16 protein-coding genes are annotated in these 15,833 nt (G+C 35.8%); 14 read left to right on the forward strand and 2 right to left on the reverse strand.

Annotated features, from left to right (window positions below; genetic code table 11):
• Positions 1 to 5: 5 nt before the first annotated feature.
• Genes tsaD through HMPREF0367_RS04825 form a run of 4 tightly spaced genes read left to right on the forward strand, consistent with a single transcriptional unit; the run spans position 6 to position 4,051 of the window.
• Complete coding sequence (gene tsaD / locus HMPREF0367_RS04810; protein WP_035401667.1) at positions 6 to 1,007, forward strand: tRNA (adenosine(37)-N6)-threonylcarbamoyltransferase complex transferase subunit TsaD; 1,002 nt, start codon at positions 6 to 8, stop codon at positions 1,005 to 1,007.
• Positions 1,007 to 1,975 carry a GNAT family N-acetyltransferase gene (locus tag HMPREF0367_RS10820; protein WP_022356643.1) on the forward strand — a complete coding sequence of 323 codons (969 nt, stop codon included), beginning with the start codon at positions 1,007 to 1,009 and terminating at the stop codon, positions 1,973 to 1,975. Before tsaD ends, HMPREF0367_RS10820 begins: the two co-directional genes overlap by 1 nt.
• A gap of 54 nt (positions 1,976 to 2,029) precedes the next feature.
• Positions 2,030 to 3,196 (forward strand): Mbeg1-like protein, encoded by a 1,167-nt coding sequence (locus HMPREF0367_RS04820; RefSeq protein ID WP_035401669.1) that lies wholly within the window; start codon positions 2,030 to 2,032, stop codon positions 3,194 to 3,196.
• 15 nt (positions 3,197 to 3,211) lie between these two features.
• On the forward strand, positions 3,212 to 4,051 hold the full coding sequence (locus HMPREF0367_RS04825) for an NAD(P)-dependent oxidoreductase (RefSeq protein WP_035401670.1): 840 nt from the start codon (positions 3,212 to 3,214) through the stop codon (positions 4,049 to 4,051).
• Between the two features lie 28 nt (positions 4,052 to 4,079).
• Here the strand turns inward: HMPREF0367_RS04825 and HMPREF0367_RS04830 are convergent, their stop codons facing one another.
• Both HMPREF0367_RS04830 and HMPREF0367_RS04835 read right to left on the reverse strand, forming a co-directional pair.
• Positions 4,080 to 4,982: a dipeptidase gene (locus HMPREF0367_RS04830; protein WP_035401672.1), complete on the reverse strand. Its 903-nt coding sequence runs from the start codon at positions 4,980 to 4,982 to the stop codon at positions 4,080 to 4,082.
• A gap of 2 nt (positions 4,983 to 4,984) precedes the next feature.
• Positions 4,985 to 6,748 (reverse strand): M3 family oligoendopeptidase, encoded by a 1,764-nt coding sequence (locus HMPREF0367_RS04835; RefSeq protein ID WP_035401674.1) that lies wholly within the window; start codon positions 6,746 to 6,748, stop codon positions 4,985 to 4,987.
• A gap of 148 nt (positions 6,749 to 6,896) precedes the next feature.
• Between HMPREF0367_RS04835 and HMPREF0367_RS04840 the strand changes: the two genes are divergently transcribed.
• From HMPREF0367_RS04840 to HMPREF0367_RS04885, 10 genes are all read left to right on the forward strand, one after another.
• Positions 6,897 to 8,369: a M81 family metallopeptidase gene (locus tag HMPREF0367_RS04840; protein ID WP_035401677.1), complete on the forward strand. Its 1,473-nt coding sequence runs from the start codon at positions 6,897 to 6,899 to the stop codon at positions 8,367 to 8,369.
• A gap of 73 nt (positions 8,370 to 8,442) precedes the next feature.
• A complete protein-coding gene (locus tag HMPREF0367_RS04845) occupies positions 8,443 to 8,763 on the forward strand; it encodes a PTS sugar transporter subunit IIA (protein ID WP_015535164.1) in 321 nt (106 codons plus the stop codon).
• A 15-nt stretch (positions 8,764 to 8,778) separates the two neighbouring features.
• A complete protein-coding gene (locus tag HMPREF0367_RS04850) occupies positions 8,779 to 9,102 on the forward strand; it encodes a PTS sugar transporter subunit IIB (RefSeq protein ID WP_015535165.1) in 324 nt (107 codons plus the stop codon).
• Positions 9,103 to 9,174: 72 nt separating this feature from the next.
• The gene (locus HMPREF0367_RS04855) at positions 9,175 to 10,137 is read left to right on the forward strand and encodes a glycosylasparaginase (protein ID WP_015535166.1); all 963 of its coding nucleotides are present in this window, start codon (positions 9,175 to 9,177) and stop codon (positions 10,135 to 10,137) included.
• An 11-nt stretch (positions 10,138 to 10,148) separates the two neighbouring features.
• On the forward strand, positions 10,149 to 11,261 hold the full coding sequence (locus HMPREF0367_RS04860; protein ID WP_015535167.1) for a Sapep family Mn(2+)-dependent dipeptidase: 1,113 nt from the start codon (positions 10,149 to 10,151) through the stop codon (positions 11,259 to 11,261).
• Position 11,262: 1 nt separating this feature from the next.
• Positions 11,263 to 12,015: a copper homeostasis protein CutC gene (locus HMPREF0367_RS04865; protein ID WP_035401679.1), complete on the forward strand. Its 753-nt coding sequence runs from the start codon at positions 11,263 to 11,265 to the stop codon at positions 12,013 to 12,015.
• A gap of 76 nt (positions 12,016 to 12,091) precedes the next feature.
• Positions 12,092 to 12,841 carry a threonine/serine exporter family protein gene (locus HMPREF0367_RS04870; protein WP_035401681.1) on the forward strand — a complete coding sequence of 250 codons (750 nt, stop codon included), beginning with the start codon at positions 12,092 to 12,094 and terminating at the stop codon, positions 12,839 to 12,841.
• Between the two features lie 10 nt (positions 12,842 to 12,851).
• Positions 12,852 to 13,331, forward strand: a complete 480-nt coding sequence (locus HMPREF0367_RS04875; protein ID WP_015535170.1) for a threonine/serine exporter family protein — start codon at positions 12,852 to 12,854, stop codon at positions 13,329 to 13,331.
• A 377-nt stretch (positions 13,332 to 13,708) separates the two neighbouring features.
• Complete coding sequence (locus HMPREF0367_RS04880; RefSeq protein WP_035401683.1) at positions 13,709 to 14,599, forward strand: aspartate carbamoyltransferase catalytic subunit; 891 nt, start codon at positions 13,709 to 13,711, stop codon at positions 14,597 to 14,599.
• 8 nt (positions 14,600 to 14,607) lie between these two features.
• Positions 14,608 to 15,833, forward strand: a 1,226-nt coding sequence (locus HMPREF0367_RS04885; protein ID WP_035401685.1) for a dihydroorotase, incomplete at its 3' end; no start/stop codon positions are given.

The following is a 15,833-nucleotide window of genomic DNA, read 5'->3' on the forward strand; positions in this document are numbered from 1 at the left end:
GTCTTATGATCATATTAGGAATAGAGAGCAGTTGCGATGAAACGGCAGTTGCGATAGTAAAAGATAAAAAAGAAGTATTATCATCGATCGTTGCTTCACAGATTGATGTGCATAAAGAATTTGGTGGAGTTGTCCCAGAAGTGGCCAGCCGTATTCATGTGGAAAATATTTCTTATTGTATTGAGCAGACTTTAGCGCAGGCCAATGTGACTATGGATATGGTGGATGCCATAGCAGTAACGAAAGGGCCAGGATTGATCGGTTGCCTTCATGTAGGAGTGCAGGCTGCAAAGACTTTAGCGTTTGCCTATCATAAACCTTTGGTACCTGTTCATCATCTAGCAGCTCATATTTATGCCAATGAATTGGTGGTAGATATGAAATATCCTGTATTGGCTTTAGTCGTTTCTGGAGGTAATACAGAGTTAGTGTATATGAAAAATGAAACAAGCTTTGAAATCTTAGGACAGACGCAGGACGATGCGATTGGTGAAGCCTATGATAAAGTAGCTCGTGTATTAGGATTGGGTTATCCTGGCGGGCCAAAGATCGATAAACTAGCAAGAGAAGGAAAAAATGTATATACATTGGCAAAACCTAAGACACAAGGTAAATACGATTTTAGCTTTTCTGGTTTAAAGAGTAGTGTATTGCAGTTTGTTAAGCGTATGGAAAGAACCAATCAGACATTTGATATGGCAGATTTAGCTTGTTCTTTCCAGGAATGCGCATTAGATGAAATATTTAGTCGTATCAAAGTATGCTTAGATGATCATCCAGATATTCGTCATTTTGTAGTTGGTGGTGGTGTGTCTGCAAACTCTCGTTTAAGAGAAAGAATTGAAGAGTTAAAAGAACAATATCCAAATATCACTTTTACGGTTCCACCAATGTATTGTTGCACAGATAATGCCAGCATGATTGCAGTGGCAGGAACAATAGCCTATGAATCTGGAAGACGTGCCGGTGCAGATCTTACGGCAGATGCAGGATGGGAGATTCAGTAATGAATCGAATTCGTCTATTTGATTCTATGGATGTTGAATCTATTTATGATATATATGCATATTATGTGAAGAATAGCACTGCTATTTTTGATCTAGCACCCATGGATAAAGAAGTATTTAAAAATAAGATGTTGGATACATCTGAAGAATATCCTTTTTATGTGGCTGAACACGATGGTGAATTAATAGGATATGCCTATGTCCATAAGGCATTTGCAAAAGAAGCATATCGATTCTGTGTAGAACTTTCTATTTATTTTAAAAAAGGTAATCATTATGGCATGGCCGACGCATTAGTAAAGAAAGTTGAAGAGGCTTGTATTCAAAAAGGATATAAATGGATCATTGCCTGTATCACAGATACCAATACTACAAGTATTAATTTTCATTTAAAACATGGTTATGTGAAAACAGGAAGTTTACAAAATTGTGGTTATAAATGGAATCAATGGCATGGTGTGAACTGGTTATGTAAAGATTTGATGTCTATGAATATTGAATCGTATTATAAAGCCAGTAGTGCGATCGTTGATGGAGATGTCAAAATAGCTAAAGATGTAAGTGTTTGGCATGGAGCGGTGATTCGAGCTGATTCTGCTTCTGTTGAAATTGATGAAGGCACCAATGTTCAAGATATGGCTTTGATTCATGTTGATAAAGATCATCCAGTAAAAATTGGCAAACGAGTTACGATAGGGCATAAGGCAATTGTCCATGGAGCTACAATTGAGGATGATGTATTGATTGGCATGTCAGCCTTGGTCATGAATGGGGCTGTGATTAAAAAAGGAAGCATAGTTGGAGCTGGAGCTCTTGTTAAAGAAAACATGATTGTTCCAGAGGGTAGTGTTGTAGTAGGCATGCCTGCAAAAGTCATAAAACAAACAAATTCGGATCAAATTCAGATGATCAAAGAAAATGCTGATCATTATATAGAACTAGCGAAACAATCATTAAATAAAGTATAGAAGGTTCTCAAGTGAGGATCTTTTTAGTTTATTCTATTAAAATAAAAGGGTATAATGAGAACAATTATCAAAGGAAGCGAAGGTGATAAAATGGAAAATATTTTAAACTATGTTCGTTTGCGTCAGGATATTTCTTTTCAGATGAGTCCTTTTAATGTGATAGATGCTTTGATATTAAGTGATCTAGCTTATGTAGATTGGAATAATATCGTAAAAGATGAAAAAGTTGATCTTCAACGAGCATGTAGGCAATATTTTAAGATGCATACTCCAGAAGAAATGCAGCGAAAATATGTATTTTCAAATAATGTTCCTAACTTGGCTAAAGAAGTTTCTCGTTCAAATCGTTTTAAAGACATCTCCTTGATGAAATATAGGGAGGTTTTTGATGAAGAAAAGAACATTCAGTTTTCTGTTGTTACATTTGTATTGCCAGATGAAACTTTATTTATTTCTTATCGTGGAACAGATGGAAGTATTACAGGTTGGAAAGAAAATATGCAGATGACTTATATGAGTCATTTACCATGCCAGAAAATGGCTGCTGAGTATGCTGAAGAAATTATTGATGGTATTGAAGAAAAAAGTTTCTGGTTTGGGTTTGTGCATAAAAAAGTATATCCAAAGATTTATTTGGCAGGACATTCCAAGGGCGGTAATCTTGCGATGTATGCAGCTTTGTTTGGCAATGGTATTCAAGAACATATTACTTCTGTTTTTGCCTTTGATGCTCCAGGATTTAGACTAGATGTTTGGAATTCTATTAAAGATCGATCAATTTTAGAGAAGGTCACGAATTATAAACCAAAAGATTCAATCATAGGATGTTTACTGGAACATCAGGAAACCGCAAAGATCGTTGATGCTACAGACTTTGGTTTGACACAGCATGATGCGTTTAGTTGGAGCATTGGTCCAAAGGACTTTAATTATGTTCAATCATTAACTAAACAAAGTGAAGAAGCTCTAGCTTACATAGACAAGATCTTAATGAGCAAAGAAGATGTAGATAAGAAAACGTATATAGATTTAATTTTTTCAGTGATTGATAAATTTGATGTAAAACAATTGTCTGATTTTAATGACATTGGGATTCGGAAAGGCATTTCGAGAATTCTGGAATTAAGGCAATTATCTGGAGAAGAAATTAAATTCTTATTTGAAGTGATTTCATTTTTACGATCTCAAACGTCATCATTATTAAAACAGGCAAAGAAATAAAGGAGAAGATAGAATATGAAAATAGGATGGATTGGTGCGGGAATCATGGGTAGTCCAATGATAATGCATTTGATTGATCGTCAATATGAAGTGCATGTTTATGCAAGGCATGCAGAAAAAATCAAACCGGTATTGGATAAAGGTGCCATTTTAGAAAAAGAAATAAAAAATCTAGTACAGAAATGTGATGTAATCTGTACCATGGTTGGATTTCCATCAGATGTAAAAGAAGTGTATGAGGAAATATTTAAATGGGTCGATGCAGGGAAAGTGTGTATCGATTTTACAACTTCATCTCCTAAATTGGCTGAAGAATTGAATGCTCTAGGAATCCAGAAACGGGTAGATATTTTAGATGCACCGGTTACTGGTGGTGATGTAGGTGCTAAAAAGGGAACTCTTACTGTATTGGTTGGTGGAAAAGAAGAAGTTTATGAAGAAATGAAACCAATTTTTGAATCGTTTGGAAAAGATATTTACTATTGTGGAAAAACTGGAAATGGACAATATGTCAAGATTGCCAATCAAATCATGATTGCCAATAACTTACAAGGAATCTGTGAAGCATATCAATATCTTTCAGATATGTCTGTTGATGAAAATATGATCATTTCCTGTTTAAAAAATGGAGCTGCCGGAAGCAGACAATTGGATCTAAATGGTCAAAAGATGTTTGATGGAGATTATGCTCCAGGATTTTATGTAAAACATTTTATTAAAGATCTAAAAATTGCGACAAGTGAATCAAAGGTTCCTTTAACGGGTGTAAAGACTGTTATCAATGAATACCTAGATCTTGTCGATAGAGGATATAGTGAAAAAGGAACGCAGTGTTTGATCGAATATTTTAAATAAAGCCCACTCATTTAAGTGGACTTTTATTTTAAATGTAGCTTTTCATAAAGTTATATGCATTATTGAAACAAATATCTTCAATTTCCTGTTGAGCAAAACCATGCTCTTGTAGAGCTGTGGCAATGTTTTGGATTTGGGTGATATCTTTCATTCCGATGACATTGCTATCTTCCATGCCAGGAATATAATCCATAAAATCAAAGCCAAGAGCTATATGATTTGTTCCGATTTTTTCTTTGATGTAGATCAAAACTTGAATGAAGTCTTCTAAAGTGGCATTGTTTTCTTTTTTGTCTACAAACCATCGAACAGGAATTCCTCCGATCAAACCATTTTTTGATTGAATGACTTGAAGTTGAGGATCGCTTAAATTGCGGTAATGATTGTATAATCCTTTTACATTGGAATGAGAAGCAATGATTGGTTTGGTGCTGATACGGGCAATATCATAAAAATTCCATTCGCAACAATGACTTGTATCAATCGCCATATTGACTTGATTCATTTCCTTGATGACTCTTTTTCCTAAATCGGTTAAAGGCTTGTTTCCTTTTTTTGCTCCACAGGCAAGCGCATTATCATCATTCCAACATAGGCTTGCCAGACGAACATGATGCATATATAACCAGTCAATTCTTTCTTCAGGATCTTTATCGATGCCACACATGCCTTCAACAGCTATAAAAACTTGAATATCTTTAGTGTAATCAAAAGAAAAGTGTTTGCTGTGAAGAATAGCGTTTTCTACATATCGAATCGTATCACACATCGTGTTCCAGTCCTGGCATCCATCAAAACAGCAGACGATAGCGCTAAAACACATGTTTCCTTGTTTGAAACGAGGATAGTGGAAAGTATCTAGACGATCTTTTTGATCTTTATGATCATAGATATCATTTCCTATATCATCATGTAAATTCGCAAATCGCATGTTTATTCTCCTTTAGCTAGTTGTAAAAACTCGTCCATTTGATCGACAATTGATTGAAGACTTTCTTTCCAGAATGTTTCTTGTCTTAAATCAATGTCGGCAATTTTAGCTACATCTTCACAAGTGTTTGTTGTTGTAGCGGCAAGTAATTTCTCATATTTAGGAATAAAATCTTTTCCTTGTTTTGTGTAAAGGGCATAAAGTCCACGTGAGAAAAGAGCACCGAATGTATAAGGAAAATTGTAATAGGCGATATCTGGAATATAGTAATGTACTTTGGTGATCCAGCGGTATGGATGAAGCCACTCAGGATCAAGACCATCACCAAAAGATCTTAATAGTGCTTCTTTCATTAATTCGCATAGTTGATCAGCTGTCAAGAAACCTTCTTCTACATGTTCAAATACCAGCGTTTCAAATTGGAAACGCGCATAAATATCAAGGATATTCTGGCATAGTGCGGATAGTTGAGAATCAATAACTAATAATTTATCGTGGTCATTCATGTCTTTCTGTAAAGCATTGTACATAATATTTTCATTAAATGTACTAGCGGTTTCAGCTAGTGGCATACAATAATCGCGATTTAAGACAGGTTGATTTTCAATCATCATGCCATGGAAAGCGTGTCCTAATTCATGGGCAACTGTAATGATATCACTTAAGGTATTGTTATAGTTTGTAATCAAACGGCTTTGTTTGATCCAACCAAGATTTTCACAGAAAGCACCAGGTTGTTTTCCTGGGCGTGTTGGATAGTCGATCCATTTTTCATCAAAGGCTTGTTTGGTCATGTTGTAAAGATTGCCACTTACATCTTTGAAGTGTTTTAAAATCAGTTCTTCGCATTCTTCGATAGAAAAGTTAAAATCACATTCACCAAGTGTAGCGTAAATTTCATACCAAGGAAGTCCATTTTTATATCCTAAAAGATTTGCCTTAGTGCGTAAATAATTTCTAAATTTAGGCAGATAGGATTGAATGCTTGACATCATGGCATCTAAAGTTTCTTTATCCATGCGTGATTCAATCAGCATTTTTTCCAGGGGGTCTTTATAACCGCGAAGTCTAGCTTCTTTTAACTGTTGTTGTTTAATAGATGAAATAGCAAATGATAGTGGTGTCGCAATAGATTTATAGGCTTCCTGTTCGGCAAGGAAAGCTTTTTTTCTTACTTCACTAGAATTATCATGGCACATGTTTTTGACTTGTGTTAATGGAAGTTCTTTTCCATCATATAGTGCTGTTGCATTTCCTGTTAAAGCATAGTACATATCGGAGAAGGCTTTTAGGCTGGTAGGATAGACCATAGACAAGATTTCTTCTTGTTTAGAATCGAGTTTATGGTCTTTTTTATTTAGTTGTTCTAAAAGTATGAATTTATACTGATGAACAAATGCATCAGTTTCGATCATTTCTTTTAGACAAGGTGCTTCAAGAATTTTATCTAAAAGAGCATTTTCGTATGTTTTTAGTGAACTGGCAAGATTTAATGTAGTATTGGCCCATTTGGTATTATCTGCCTCATTGGAATCAACTGCAAGACGAAGCTGGGCATACATCTTTAAACGATATGTATAATCTTTTATTATTTCCAGTGTTTTTAATCCTTCAATGATAACATCTTTATTATCAAATGATTTCATGTTTTGTAATAGAGTTGGTATTTCTTCATATAAATTTTTCATCAAATCGAAATCTTTGATAAAGTTAGGATCATCATATCCTGTGTAAAGTGCATCTAAGTTCCATAAATAATCTTTCATAATCTGCATCCTCTTTCTTTGATTTTATTATAGACATATTAATTTTCTCTCAAGTACCAATCTATTTCCTAAAGATAGGAAAATCTAAATCGTTGAATATGGGGTGTCTTCAGTGGTACTTTTTAACTAGAAAGAAAGAGGAATATATATGCGAGTTTTAGTTGGACAATTTAGTTCTGAATCGAATGAACATTCTCGTTCATTGATGACGTTCGAAAAATTTCTTTTCCGTTTTGGAGAAGAAATGCTCGACTCTATTTATTGCCGAGATATTTTTGAAGATGAGGGCATCGAATTGGTTCCCAGTATTAGTGCTAGAGGACATCCTCATGGATTGGTAACATATGATGCATATCAGTTTATTCATGATCGCTTGATGCAGGCGGTAAAAGAAAATTTAGGTACGATTGATGGGATTTTTCTTTTCCTTCATGGAGCCAGTAAAGTAATTGGACTTGAAGGCGGCAGCGCCGAACATGCGTTTATTCGAGATATTCGTAAGATCGTAGGTCCATATATGCCAATTGCTTTGGTCATGGACCCACATGGAAATCTGTCACAAGAGTTAGTGGATAATGTAAATATCTTGCGTTGTTATCGCCATTCTCCACATACGGATATGGCTGAAACCTATCGTTTTGTTGCGAAAAGTTTTATTGATTTATTAAAGAATCGTCAGAATATTCATCCAGAATACTGCAAGGTTCCTATTATTATCGGCGGAGAGAAAAGCGTTTCTTTAGATGAGCCAATGTTGTCAATCAATGCGTTATGTGATGAAGCTGAAAAGACTGGACGCATTCGCAGTGCTTCTTTCCATATTGGATATCTTCGTCATGATGGTGATAAGCTTGGATGTTCTGTTGTTGTGGTGCCTCAAACAGCCAAAGATCAAAAGTTTGCTCGTGTATGGGCTAAGAAGATTCGTGCTTTTGCGTATGAAAGACGTCATGAATTTCATTATCATGGCAATGTAAAAGAACCTGAAGATGCGATCAAAGCTGTTGTGAAATATCCTGCTGGAACATGTTTTTTAACCGATTCTGGGGATAATGTTGGTTCAGGTGCTGATGGGTTTAATACATATGTTTTAAGACAAATTCTAGCGTTGGATGATTTTAATAATAAGTCTTATTTAGTGGCAGGTATCGTGGATAAAGCAGCCTATAAATATCTTTATAATAAACAAGTTAATGATGAAGTAGAATTTGATTTAGGGGCTGATCTTGATGAAATGTGTAAAAAGGTACATGTTAAGGGCAAGATCATTGCCAAAGGATTGGCAGACAAAGCTTATGCCAAACGAGAAGATATCGGAACAGCTATTACGGTAAAATTTAATGATACACCTGTATGTGTTGTTGTTGAATATGACGCGATCCAATATGTTGATCTAGATCAGTTTGAATGTTCAGGGTTGGATGTTAAAGATTATGATGTGATTGTGGTCAAAGAAGGATATATCTCTGATGACTATAATAAATATGGTGATTATTGTGTTATGTCCTTGACACAAGGGCCAACATATCAAAAAAGTGAAGGTCTTATTTTTAGACAAATCATGCGCCCATGCTTCCCTTATGATGATCTTGAACTGGATGAAATTTTTCCTAATGACTAGGAAAAACGGTTGATAAAACACTTGATAGTTTTATACTATAATATTAACGAGGATAAGAGAAGGAGGAGCAACTATGGAAGGGATGGAGCTAGTAAGCTTTCAGATAATTGCTAGCGTAGGTGCTGCTAAATCCATGTATATGGAAGCTATGAAAGCAGCTCAGGAATTCGATTTTGAAAAAGCTGAAAAACTAATAGAAGATGCGGAAGAAATGTTCCTAAAAGGTCATGAAGCCCATGCTTCTTTGATTCAAAAAGAAGCTGGAGGCGAACCAGTAAATCCAACAATGCTATTGATGCATGCAGAAGACCAGTTGATGGCTTGTGAAACGTGTAAACAAATGGCAGAACAACAAATCATAATTTTTAAAAAGTTTCAATCTTTAGAAAAATAGTTAGGAGGCCCGGATATGAAACGTATTTATTTATTTTGTGACAATGGTATGTCAACAAGTATGATGGCACAGCGTATGCAAGAGGTAGCAGACAAACATAATTTACCTTTTGAATGTAAAGCTTTCTCATACAAAAAAATCTCTTCTATCATCGAAGAAAACAAATTAGACTGCATTTTGATCGGTCCACAGACAAAGTTCTTGTATGATGATATCAACAGACGTTATGGCGACAAGACTCCAGTTATGGTCATCGATGCTGCAGACTATGGAATGATGGATGCAGAAAAAGTGCTTAAAAAAGCAATCGTCGCAATGAAGAAATTCAAAAATAATTAATCATGAGTCGCTGATTAGTCAGCGATTTTTTAAAAGAGAGTAAAGAAAGGTCAATAAAGGAGAATATATAATATGTACGGAATTATCGCAACATGGAGAATGGCTTTAGAAGGAATCAGTGAAGCGGCAGATATGTTGAAAAAATCAGCTGATGCTGGTGATTCTATCGAAACAGCAATTCGTGCTGTCGAAGATTTTGAGTTTTATAAAAGCGTTGGGTATGGGGGATTGCCTAATGAAGAAATGGAAGTTGAATTGGATGCGGCTTTCATGGATGGAGATACATTGGATGTAGGTTGTGTAGGTGCTATTAAAGACTATGCCAATCCTGTCAGCATTGCACGTATGTTATCTAAGGAACCAGTTAACAACTTCTTAGTTGGGGCTGGAGCTGAAAAATATGCTCATCGTCATGGTTTTGAAAGAAAGAACATGTTAACAGAACGCGCTAAGATCCATTATCATAACCGTGTTAAAGAAACAACTGAAAATACAGAATTAAAACCATATTCTGGTCATGATACAGTTGGAATGGTGTGTCTTGATGATAAAGGTCATATGACGGCTGCCACAAGTACAAGTGGACTATTTATGAAACATGCAGGTCGAGTTGGTGATTCTCCTGTTTCTGGTTCTGGGTTCTATGTAGATAGCGAAGTAGGTGGAGCAAGTGCTACTGGACTAGGAGAAGATGTCATGAAAGGGTGCGTTTCATATGAAATCGTTCGTTTGATGAAAGAAGGAAAGACACCTCAGGAAGCATGTGATATTGCGGTCAATACATTTGATAAAGAACTTAAAAAAAGAAGAGGAAAAGCTGGAGATATGTCGTTAATTGCCATGAACAATAAAGGAGAATGGGGCGTAACAACAAATATTGAAGGATTCTCTTTTGCGGTTGCGACTGAAAATGAAGAACCAACTGTATATCTTGTAAAATTTGATGAAAATCATAAACAGTATTTTGAAGTCGCTTCTAAAGAATGGATGGATAATTATATGGCAACGCGAACAGCTCCGCTGGTTCGTAAATAAAGGCAATGATTATGGAAACAGAAATTTTAAAGAAAATTGATGAAATTGAAGAGCAAATGATCGATGCAATCAAGTCAATTGTTCGCATAGATTCCGTGAAGAGTGAAGCACAACCTGGAATGCCTTTTGGTAAAGGGGTAAATGATGCCTTGGAAGCGACTTTAAAACTATGCGAGGAACTTGGCTTTGAAACAGAGAATGTAGATGGAAGAATGGGTATTGCCAAATATGGTCAAGGTGAAGACTATATTGGGATTATCGGACATCTTGATGTAGTTCCTGTTGGGGATGGTTGGAAACATGAACCATTTGGCGCTGAAGAAGTAAATGGAAGGATCTTTGGGCGCGGTATTCTTGACAATAAGGGACCAGTTTTATCTTGCCTATTTGCCTTATATGTTCTTAAGGAATTAAATATCAAATTAAAACATCCTGTATGGATCTTATTTGGAACAGATGAAGAATCAGGCTTTGAAGATCTTGAGTATTATCTTACAAAGAAAAAACCTCCAATCATGGGATGGACACCGGATTGTAAATATCCTGTTGTCTATGCCGAAAGAGGTCGTGCGGCAATACGTGTTTATGCCGATATCAAACATCAAAAGGAATTTAATCATTTTGTCAACGAGTATTTATTGACAAGTGATGATCATGCTAATAAACTTGGTCTAAATATCGTAGATGAAGAATTTGGTGCGATGCAGCTTAGAGGGAAAAGTTTGATTGATTGTGATGAAGATCTAGGCTTTGAATTTGTATTGAGTTATCCAGCTTCTATAACTATTGAAGAAATCATGGATAAAGTAAAATCAAAACTCTCTGAGAACTTGAAAGCAGAATGTGCTAAGAATTATGATCCAGTACGTTTTGAAAAGACAGGTTTCTTATGCAGCTCATTACAAAAAGCATATGAAAAAATCACAGGTTTTGATGGAACTCCGGTTACAACTACGGGAGGAACATATGCGAAATTAATGCCAAATATCGTACCTTTTGGACCAAGTTTTCCGGGGCAAAAAGGAATTGGGCATAATCCAGATGAATGGATGGATCGAAAAGATCTTATGACAAACGCTAAGATTTATGCATTAAGCTTATTGTATTTAGGATCAGGTGAATAATATGAAAAGAATTGTAGAAGTTTGTGCGGGCAGCTATCAAGATTGCATTGCGGCATATAAAGGAAAAGCAGATCGTGTTGAATTGAACAGTGCCTTAAGTGTAGGTGGTTTAACACCAAGTGTTTCTTCTTTAAGAAAAGTAAAAGAAGAGACGAATCTGAAAGTGATTTGTATGGTTCGTCCTAGGGCGGCAGGTTTTTGTTATGATGAGAATGACGAAATGATCATAATGGAAGATGCACAACTTTTGTTGGACAATGGAGCTGATGGAATTTCATTTGGCTTTTTGAATGAAGATGGTACGATCAAAGAAGATAAGGCAGCACAGATGATCGAGCTTGTCCATTCTTATCATAAAGAAGCAGTTTTCCACAGAGCATTTGATGTTTGTCCTGATGCATACGAAGCTATTGAAACTTTGATTCGTCTTGGGGCAGATCGTATCTTGACAAGTGGACAAAAGGCAAAGGCTTTTGAAGGAAAAGATTTATTGAAAGATCTTCAAGAAAAATATGGTGACAAAATCGAATTGTTGCCAGGTAGTGGAGTAAATGCGACAAATGCAATCGAATTGATGGAATATACTGGGATTAATCAAGTACATTCTTCATGCAAGTCATATTTAAGTGATCCAACTACCGCAAATAATGGTGTTAGCTATGCATATTTAACAGATGAGCATGAAATGGACTATGATATAGTCAATGAAGATCTAGTTACAAAGCTTGTAGAAGTAGTAAAACAGGGAGCATAAGTTCTCTGTTTTCTTTTCATGAACAATTTTTTATTTTTGTTTTGATTTATGGAGTGTTATGCATATACTAAATAGTATGAATGTTGAAAAGTTGTTAAATGTTGTCGTAAGAGCCGGCAAAATGTTGATCGAGAGCGGAGCTGAAATTTATCGTGTCGAAGAAACGATGATTCGTTTGTGTCAATCCTATCCAGATGTACAAATTGCGGATAGTTTCGTGACTGGAACAGGAATCATGTTATCCATAACGGTTGATGGCAAAACAAGCACACGTATTGGGCGTGTACGTTCTAAAAGTGTAGATTTAAATCTTATTGATATGATCAATTCATTGTCACGTAGAGTAAGCCAGGATCCGATTTCGGTGGATGAATTAGAAAAAGAAATTGATCGAATCGAAAGAAAAGAAAGATATTCTTTTTGGATCACCTTGTTGTTTGCCGGAGTAGGTGCAGCCGGATTTGCGATCTTCTTTGATGGTAATATTGCCGATAGCATTGCTGCTTTCTTAATAGGAATCTTGATTCGTTGTGTGACTACGTTGTTTGAAAAGTTTCGTGTTAATAATTTCTTTACAAATGCAATTGCCTCAGCGATAGCGGTTTGCTGCTCGATCGCAAGCGCATATTTATACCAAGGCATTGATTATAATATCGTAATCATTTCCAGTATCATGTTATTGGTACCAGGATTAGCTATTACCAATGCGATTCGAGATACGGTTGCCGGAGATTATTTATCTGGACTTTCTAGAGGAACAGAAGCTTTCTTAACGGCATTAGCTATTGCGATTGGTGCTGGTTTTATGTTGAGTATATTGTTGTAGGAGCTGAAATATGATTGAAGTGATTATTAAAGCTGGTATCTCTGCTTTTTTAGCCAGCATCGGTTTTGGAATTCTATTCAATATTAGAGGCAAGAAGTTGATTCTTGCGGGATTAACAGGCGCCATTGGAGGCATTTTATATAAATATTCACTGTATCTAGGTATGAGTGAATTAGTCGCAAACTTTCTGGGAGCTTTAGGACTTGCGATATTTGGTGAAATTTTTGCCCGCTTATGTAAGACGCCTGTCACAACTTTTATTGTATGTGCTTTGATACCTTTGGTTCCTGGAGGTGGAATGTATTATACGATGTTAGAAGTGATTCAAGGAAATGTTCAGGAAGCTTTGGTAAAGGGCTTGGAAACATTAAGCATTGCAGGAGTATTGGCTCTTGGTATCTTGGTTGTTTCTACGGGAACACAGTTTTATTTAAGAACAAAAAGAGCGATGGAAACCTATCGCTTTGACGATAACTTTTATAACTTATAAAGATCTCTGCGGTAATGGCAGAGATCTTTTTTAATAAGAGCCTAGAACAGGCAAAAGCCCTTTAAGTAAGGGAAATTACCTAAAGGGCCTTGCTAGAAAGTTTTAAGAAAGGGAATTTGATTATGAAGTGAGCCTCTATCCTTGGCTCGACTATATAGTACAAATAAAAAATAAAAAGATGATGTATGAAGTGTGTGAATTCATGTGAAAAAGGGAATTATTATGTAAAAATGTCAAAATTATTAATGCGTTATATGAGCACTTTGCTCCTAATAAAACAGTTGAAAAATGGATGATATATGTTACAATATTTGCGATAAGAAAAACGAGAAAAAATGAATTTTAGATTCATTTTTTTTTAGGCAGGAGGATATTTTATGAATAAAAATTCGTTATTATCCATGCAAGATTTATCAGCTGAACAGATTCTTAGTATTCTTGGTGATGCTAAAAGTTTTAATAGTTCTCATAAAGATTGGCAATTGCCAAAGCATAATGCTTTAGTTGCTAATCTTTTTTTTGAGGCATCGACAAGAACTCACTTCTCATTTGAGAGTGCAGAGTATCAGTTAGGCTGTAAAGTTGCGGATTTTAATGCATCAACTTCAAGTGTAACAAAGGGAGAATCTCTATATGATACGGTAAAAACTTTTGAGGCAATTGGATATGATGCAGTCGTGATTCGTCATCCAAAAGATGAATATTTTAAAGAACTGGAAAACATTAATATTCCAATTTTAAATGCTGGAGATGGAGCTGGAAACCATCCAACACAGTGCTTGTTAGATTTGTTGACAATGTATAATGAATTTAAAGATTTCAAAGGATTAAATGTAGTGATCGCAGGAGATATTCAGCATTCAAGAGTTGCCGCATCAAATAAACAGGCTTTAGAAAAATTAGGCGCAAATGTTTTCTTTGCAGGTCCTAAAGAGTGGCAAAGAGAAGGATATCCTACTATGGATTTTGATGAAGCTTGTAAATGGGCGGATGTTGTTATGATGTTAAGAATTCAAAGAGAGCGCGGAGCTTCTTTGGCAAATATGAGTGATGAAGAATATCTAGAAAAATACGGATTAAATGACAGACGTTATCAGATGATGAAAGAAAATGCGATCATCATGCATCCAGCACCAGTAAATCGCGGTGTTGAGATTGCCGATCATCTTGTTGAGGCTAAGAAAAGTCGAATTTTTGAACAAATGTCTAATGGTGTATTGGTTCGAAAAGCTGTTATCAAACGTGCTTTTGGATATGAACCATTTTAGGAGGAGACATGTTAGTAATTAAGAATGGAAATGTATTGGTAGAAGATACATTAAAAAAAGTTGATATCTTGATTGATGAAGGAAAAATCGTCAAGATTGCAGAGAATATTGAAGGAGACCATGAAACGATCGATGCTTCAGGTCTTACAGTTCTTCCTGGTTTAGTGGATGTACATGTGCATCTAAGAGAACCTGGTCATGCGCAAAAGGAAACAATTAAAACAGGAACCAAGGCTGCTGCAGCCGGGGGATTTACAACGGTTTTATGTATGCCAAATGTAATTCCTTTTCCAGACAATGTTGAAGATGTAAAAAATTATTTAGAATTGATCCATGATCAATCTGTTGTAAATACATATCCTTATGCCTGCATCACTAAAAAAGAAGCGGGTAAAGAAGTAGTGGATATGCATGCTTTAAAAGCGCTTGGGATTCACTGGTTTAGCGATGATGGCGTAGGTGTAGCCAATGATGAAATCATGAAAGAAGCCATGACAAAGGCAAATCAGGAAGATGTTATGATCGTCGCTCATACAGAAGATATGAGCTATCGCAAACCGGGTGCCTGTGTTCATGAAAGTGAAATCACTAAGGCAAAAGGCTGGTTGGGAATTCCAAGTGCCTGCGAAAGTGCTCAATTGATTCGTGATCTTGAAATTGTTAAAGAATGCAAAAATGCTTATCATGCCTGCCATATTTCCGCAAAGGAAAGTGTAGAGGCGTTGAAGAAAGCTAAAAATGATGGATTAAATGTCAGCGGTGAAGTTACAGCACATCATTTATTGTTGGAAGATAAAGATGTTCAAGGACCTAATTGGAAGATGAATCCACCTCTACGTAGTCATGAAGATAGAATGTCTTTGATTGAGGGATTGGAAAATGGAAGTCTTGATATCATTGCCAATGATCATGCTCCTCATACTGCTCAGGAAAAGAATCAGCCAATGGATAAGGCACCTTTTGGTATCGTCTCATTGGAAACAAGCTTTGCACTTCTATATACAGAATTTGTAGTAAATCAAAAACGATGGAGCTTACAACAGTTAGTTAACTGGATGTCAAAAGCACCAGCTAAACGTTTTAAACTGGATGACATTGGAGAAATCAAAGAAGGCAATGATGCCGATATCATCTTGGTTGATATGAATCATGAATATACAATTGATGCTTCTAAATTTGAATCTATGGGGAAAAACACACCATTTGATGTTTGGAAATATTCCTCTAATTTATT

This window comes from Faecalitalea cylindroides ATCC 27803 (assembly GCF_000469305.1).
GTDB classification, from domain to species: domain Bacteria; phylum Bacillota_I; class Bacilli_A; order Erysipelotrichales; family Erysipelotrichaceae; genus Faecalitalea; species Faecalitalea cylindroides.

What these genes read in the sequence shown, in the direction of transcription:
- tsaD (WP_035401667.1), top strand. Translation starts at nt 6, where the DNA reads ATGATCATATTAGGAATAGAGAGCAGTTGCGATGAAACGGCAGTTGCG.
- HMPREF0367_RS10820 (WP_022356643.1), top strand. Translation starts at nt 1,007, where the DNA reads ATGAATCGAATTCGTCTATTTGATTCTATGGATGTTGAATCTATTTAT.
- HMPREF0367_RS04820 (WP_035401669.1), top strand. Translation starts at nt 2,030, where the DNA reads ATGAGAACAATTATCAAAGGAAGCGAAGGTGATAAAATGGAAAATATT.
- HMPREF0367_RS04825 (WP_035401670.1), top strand. Translation starts at nt 3,212, where the DNA reads ATGAAAATAGGATGGATTGGTGCGGGAATCATGGGTAGTCCAATGATA.
- HMPREF0367_RS04830 (WP_035401672.1), bottom strand. Translation starts at nt 4,982, where the DNA reads ATGCGATTTGCGAATTTACATGATGATATAGGAAATGATATCTATGAT.
- HMPREF0367_RS04835 (WP_035401674.1), bottom strand. Translation starts at nt 6,748, where the DNA reads ATGAAAGATTATTTATGGAACTTAGATGCACTTTACACAGGATATGAT.
- HMPREF0367_RS04840 (WP_035401677.1), top strand. Translation starts at nt 6,897, where the DNA reads ATGCGAGTTTTAGTTGGACAATTTAGTTCTGAATCGAATGAACATTCT.
- HMPREF0367_RS04845 (WP_015535164.1), top strand. Translation starts at nt 8,443, where the DNA reads ATGGAAGGGATGGAGCTAGTAAGCTTTCAGATAATTGCTAGCGTAGGT.
- HMPREF0367_RS04850 (WP_015535165.1), top strand. Translation starts at nt 8,779, where the DNA reads ATGAAACGTATTTATTTATTTTGTGACAATGGTATGTCAACAAGTATG.
- HMPREF0367_RS04855 (WP_015535166.1), top strand. Translation starts at nt 9,175, where the DNA reads ATGTACGGAATTATCGCAACATGGAGAATGGCTTTAGAAGGAATCAGT.
- HMPREF0367_RS04860 (WP_015535167.1), top strand. Translation starts at nt 10,149, where the DNA reads ATGGAAACAGAAATTTTAAAGAAAATTGATGAAATTGAAGAGCAAATG.
- HMPREF0367_RS04865 (WP_035401679.1), top strand. Translation starts at nt 11,263, where the DNA reads ATGAAAAGAATTGTAGAAGTTTGTGCGGGCAGCTATCAAGATTGCATT.
- HMPREF0367_RS04870 (WP_035401681.1), top strand. Translation starts at nt 12,092, where the DNA reads ATGAATGTTGAAAAGTTGTTAAATGTTGTCGTAAGAGCCGGCAAAATG.
- HMPREF0367_RS04875 (WP_015535170.1), top strand. Translation starts at nt 12,852, where the DNA reads ATGATTGAAGTGATTATTAAAGCTGGTATCTCTGCTTTTTTAGCCAGC.
- HMPREF0367_RS04880 (WP_035401683.1), top strand. Translation starts at nt 13,709, where the DNA reads ATGAATAAAAATTCGTTATTATCCATGCAAGATTTATCAGCTGAACAG.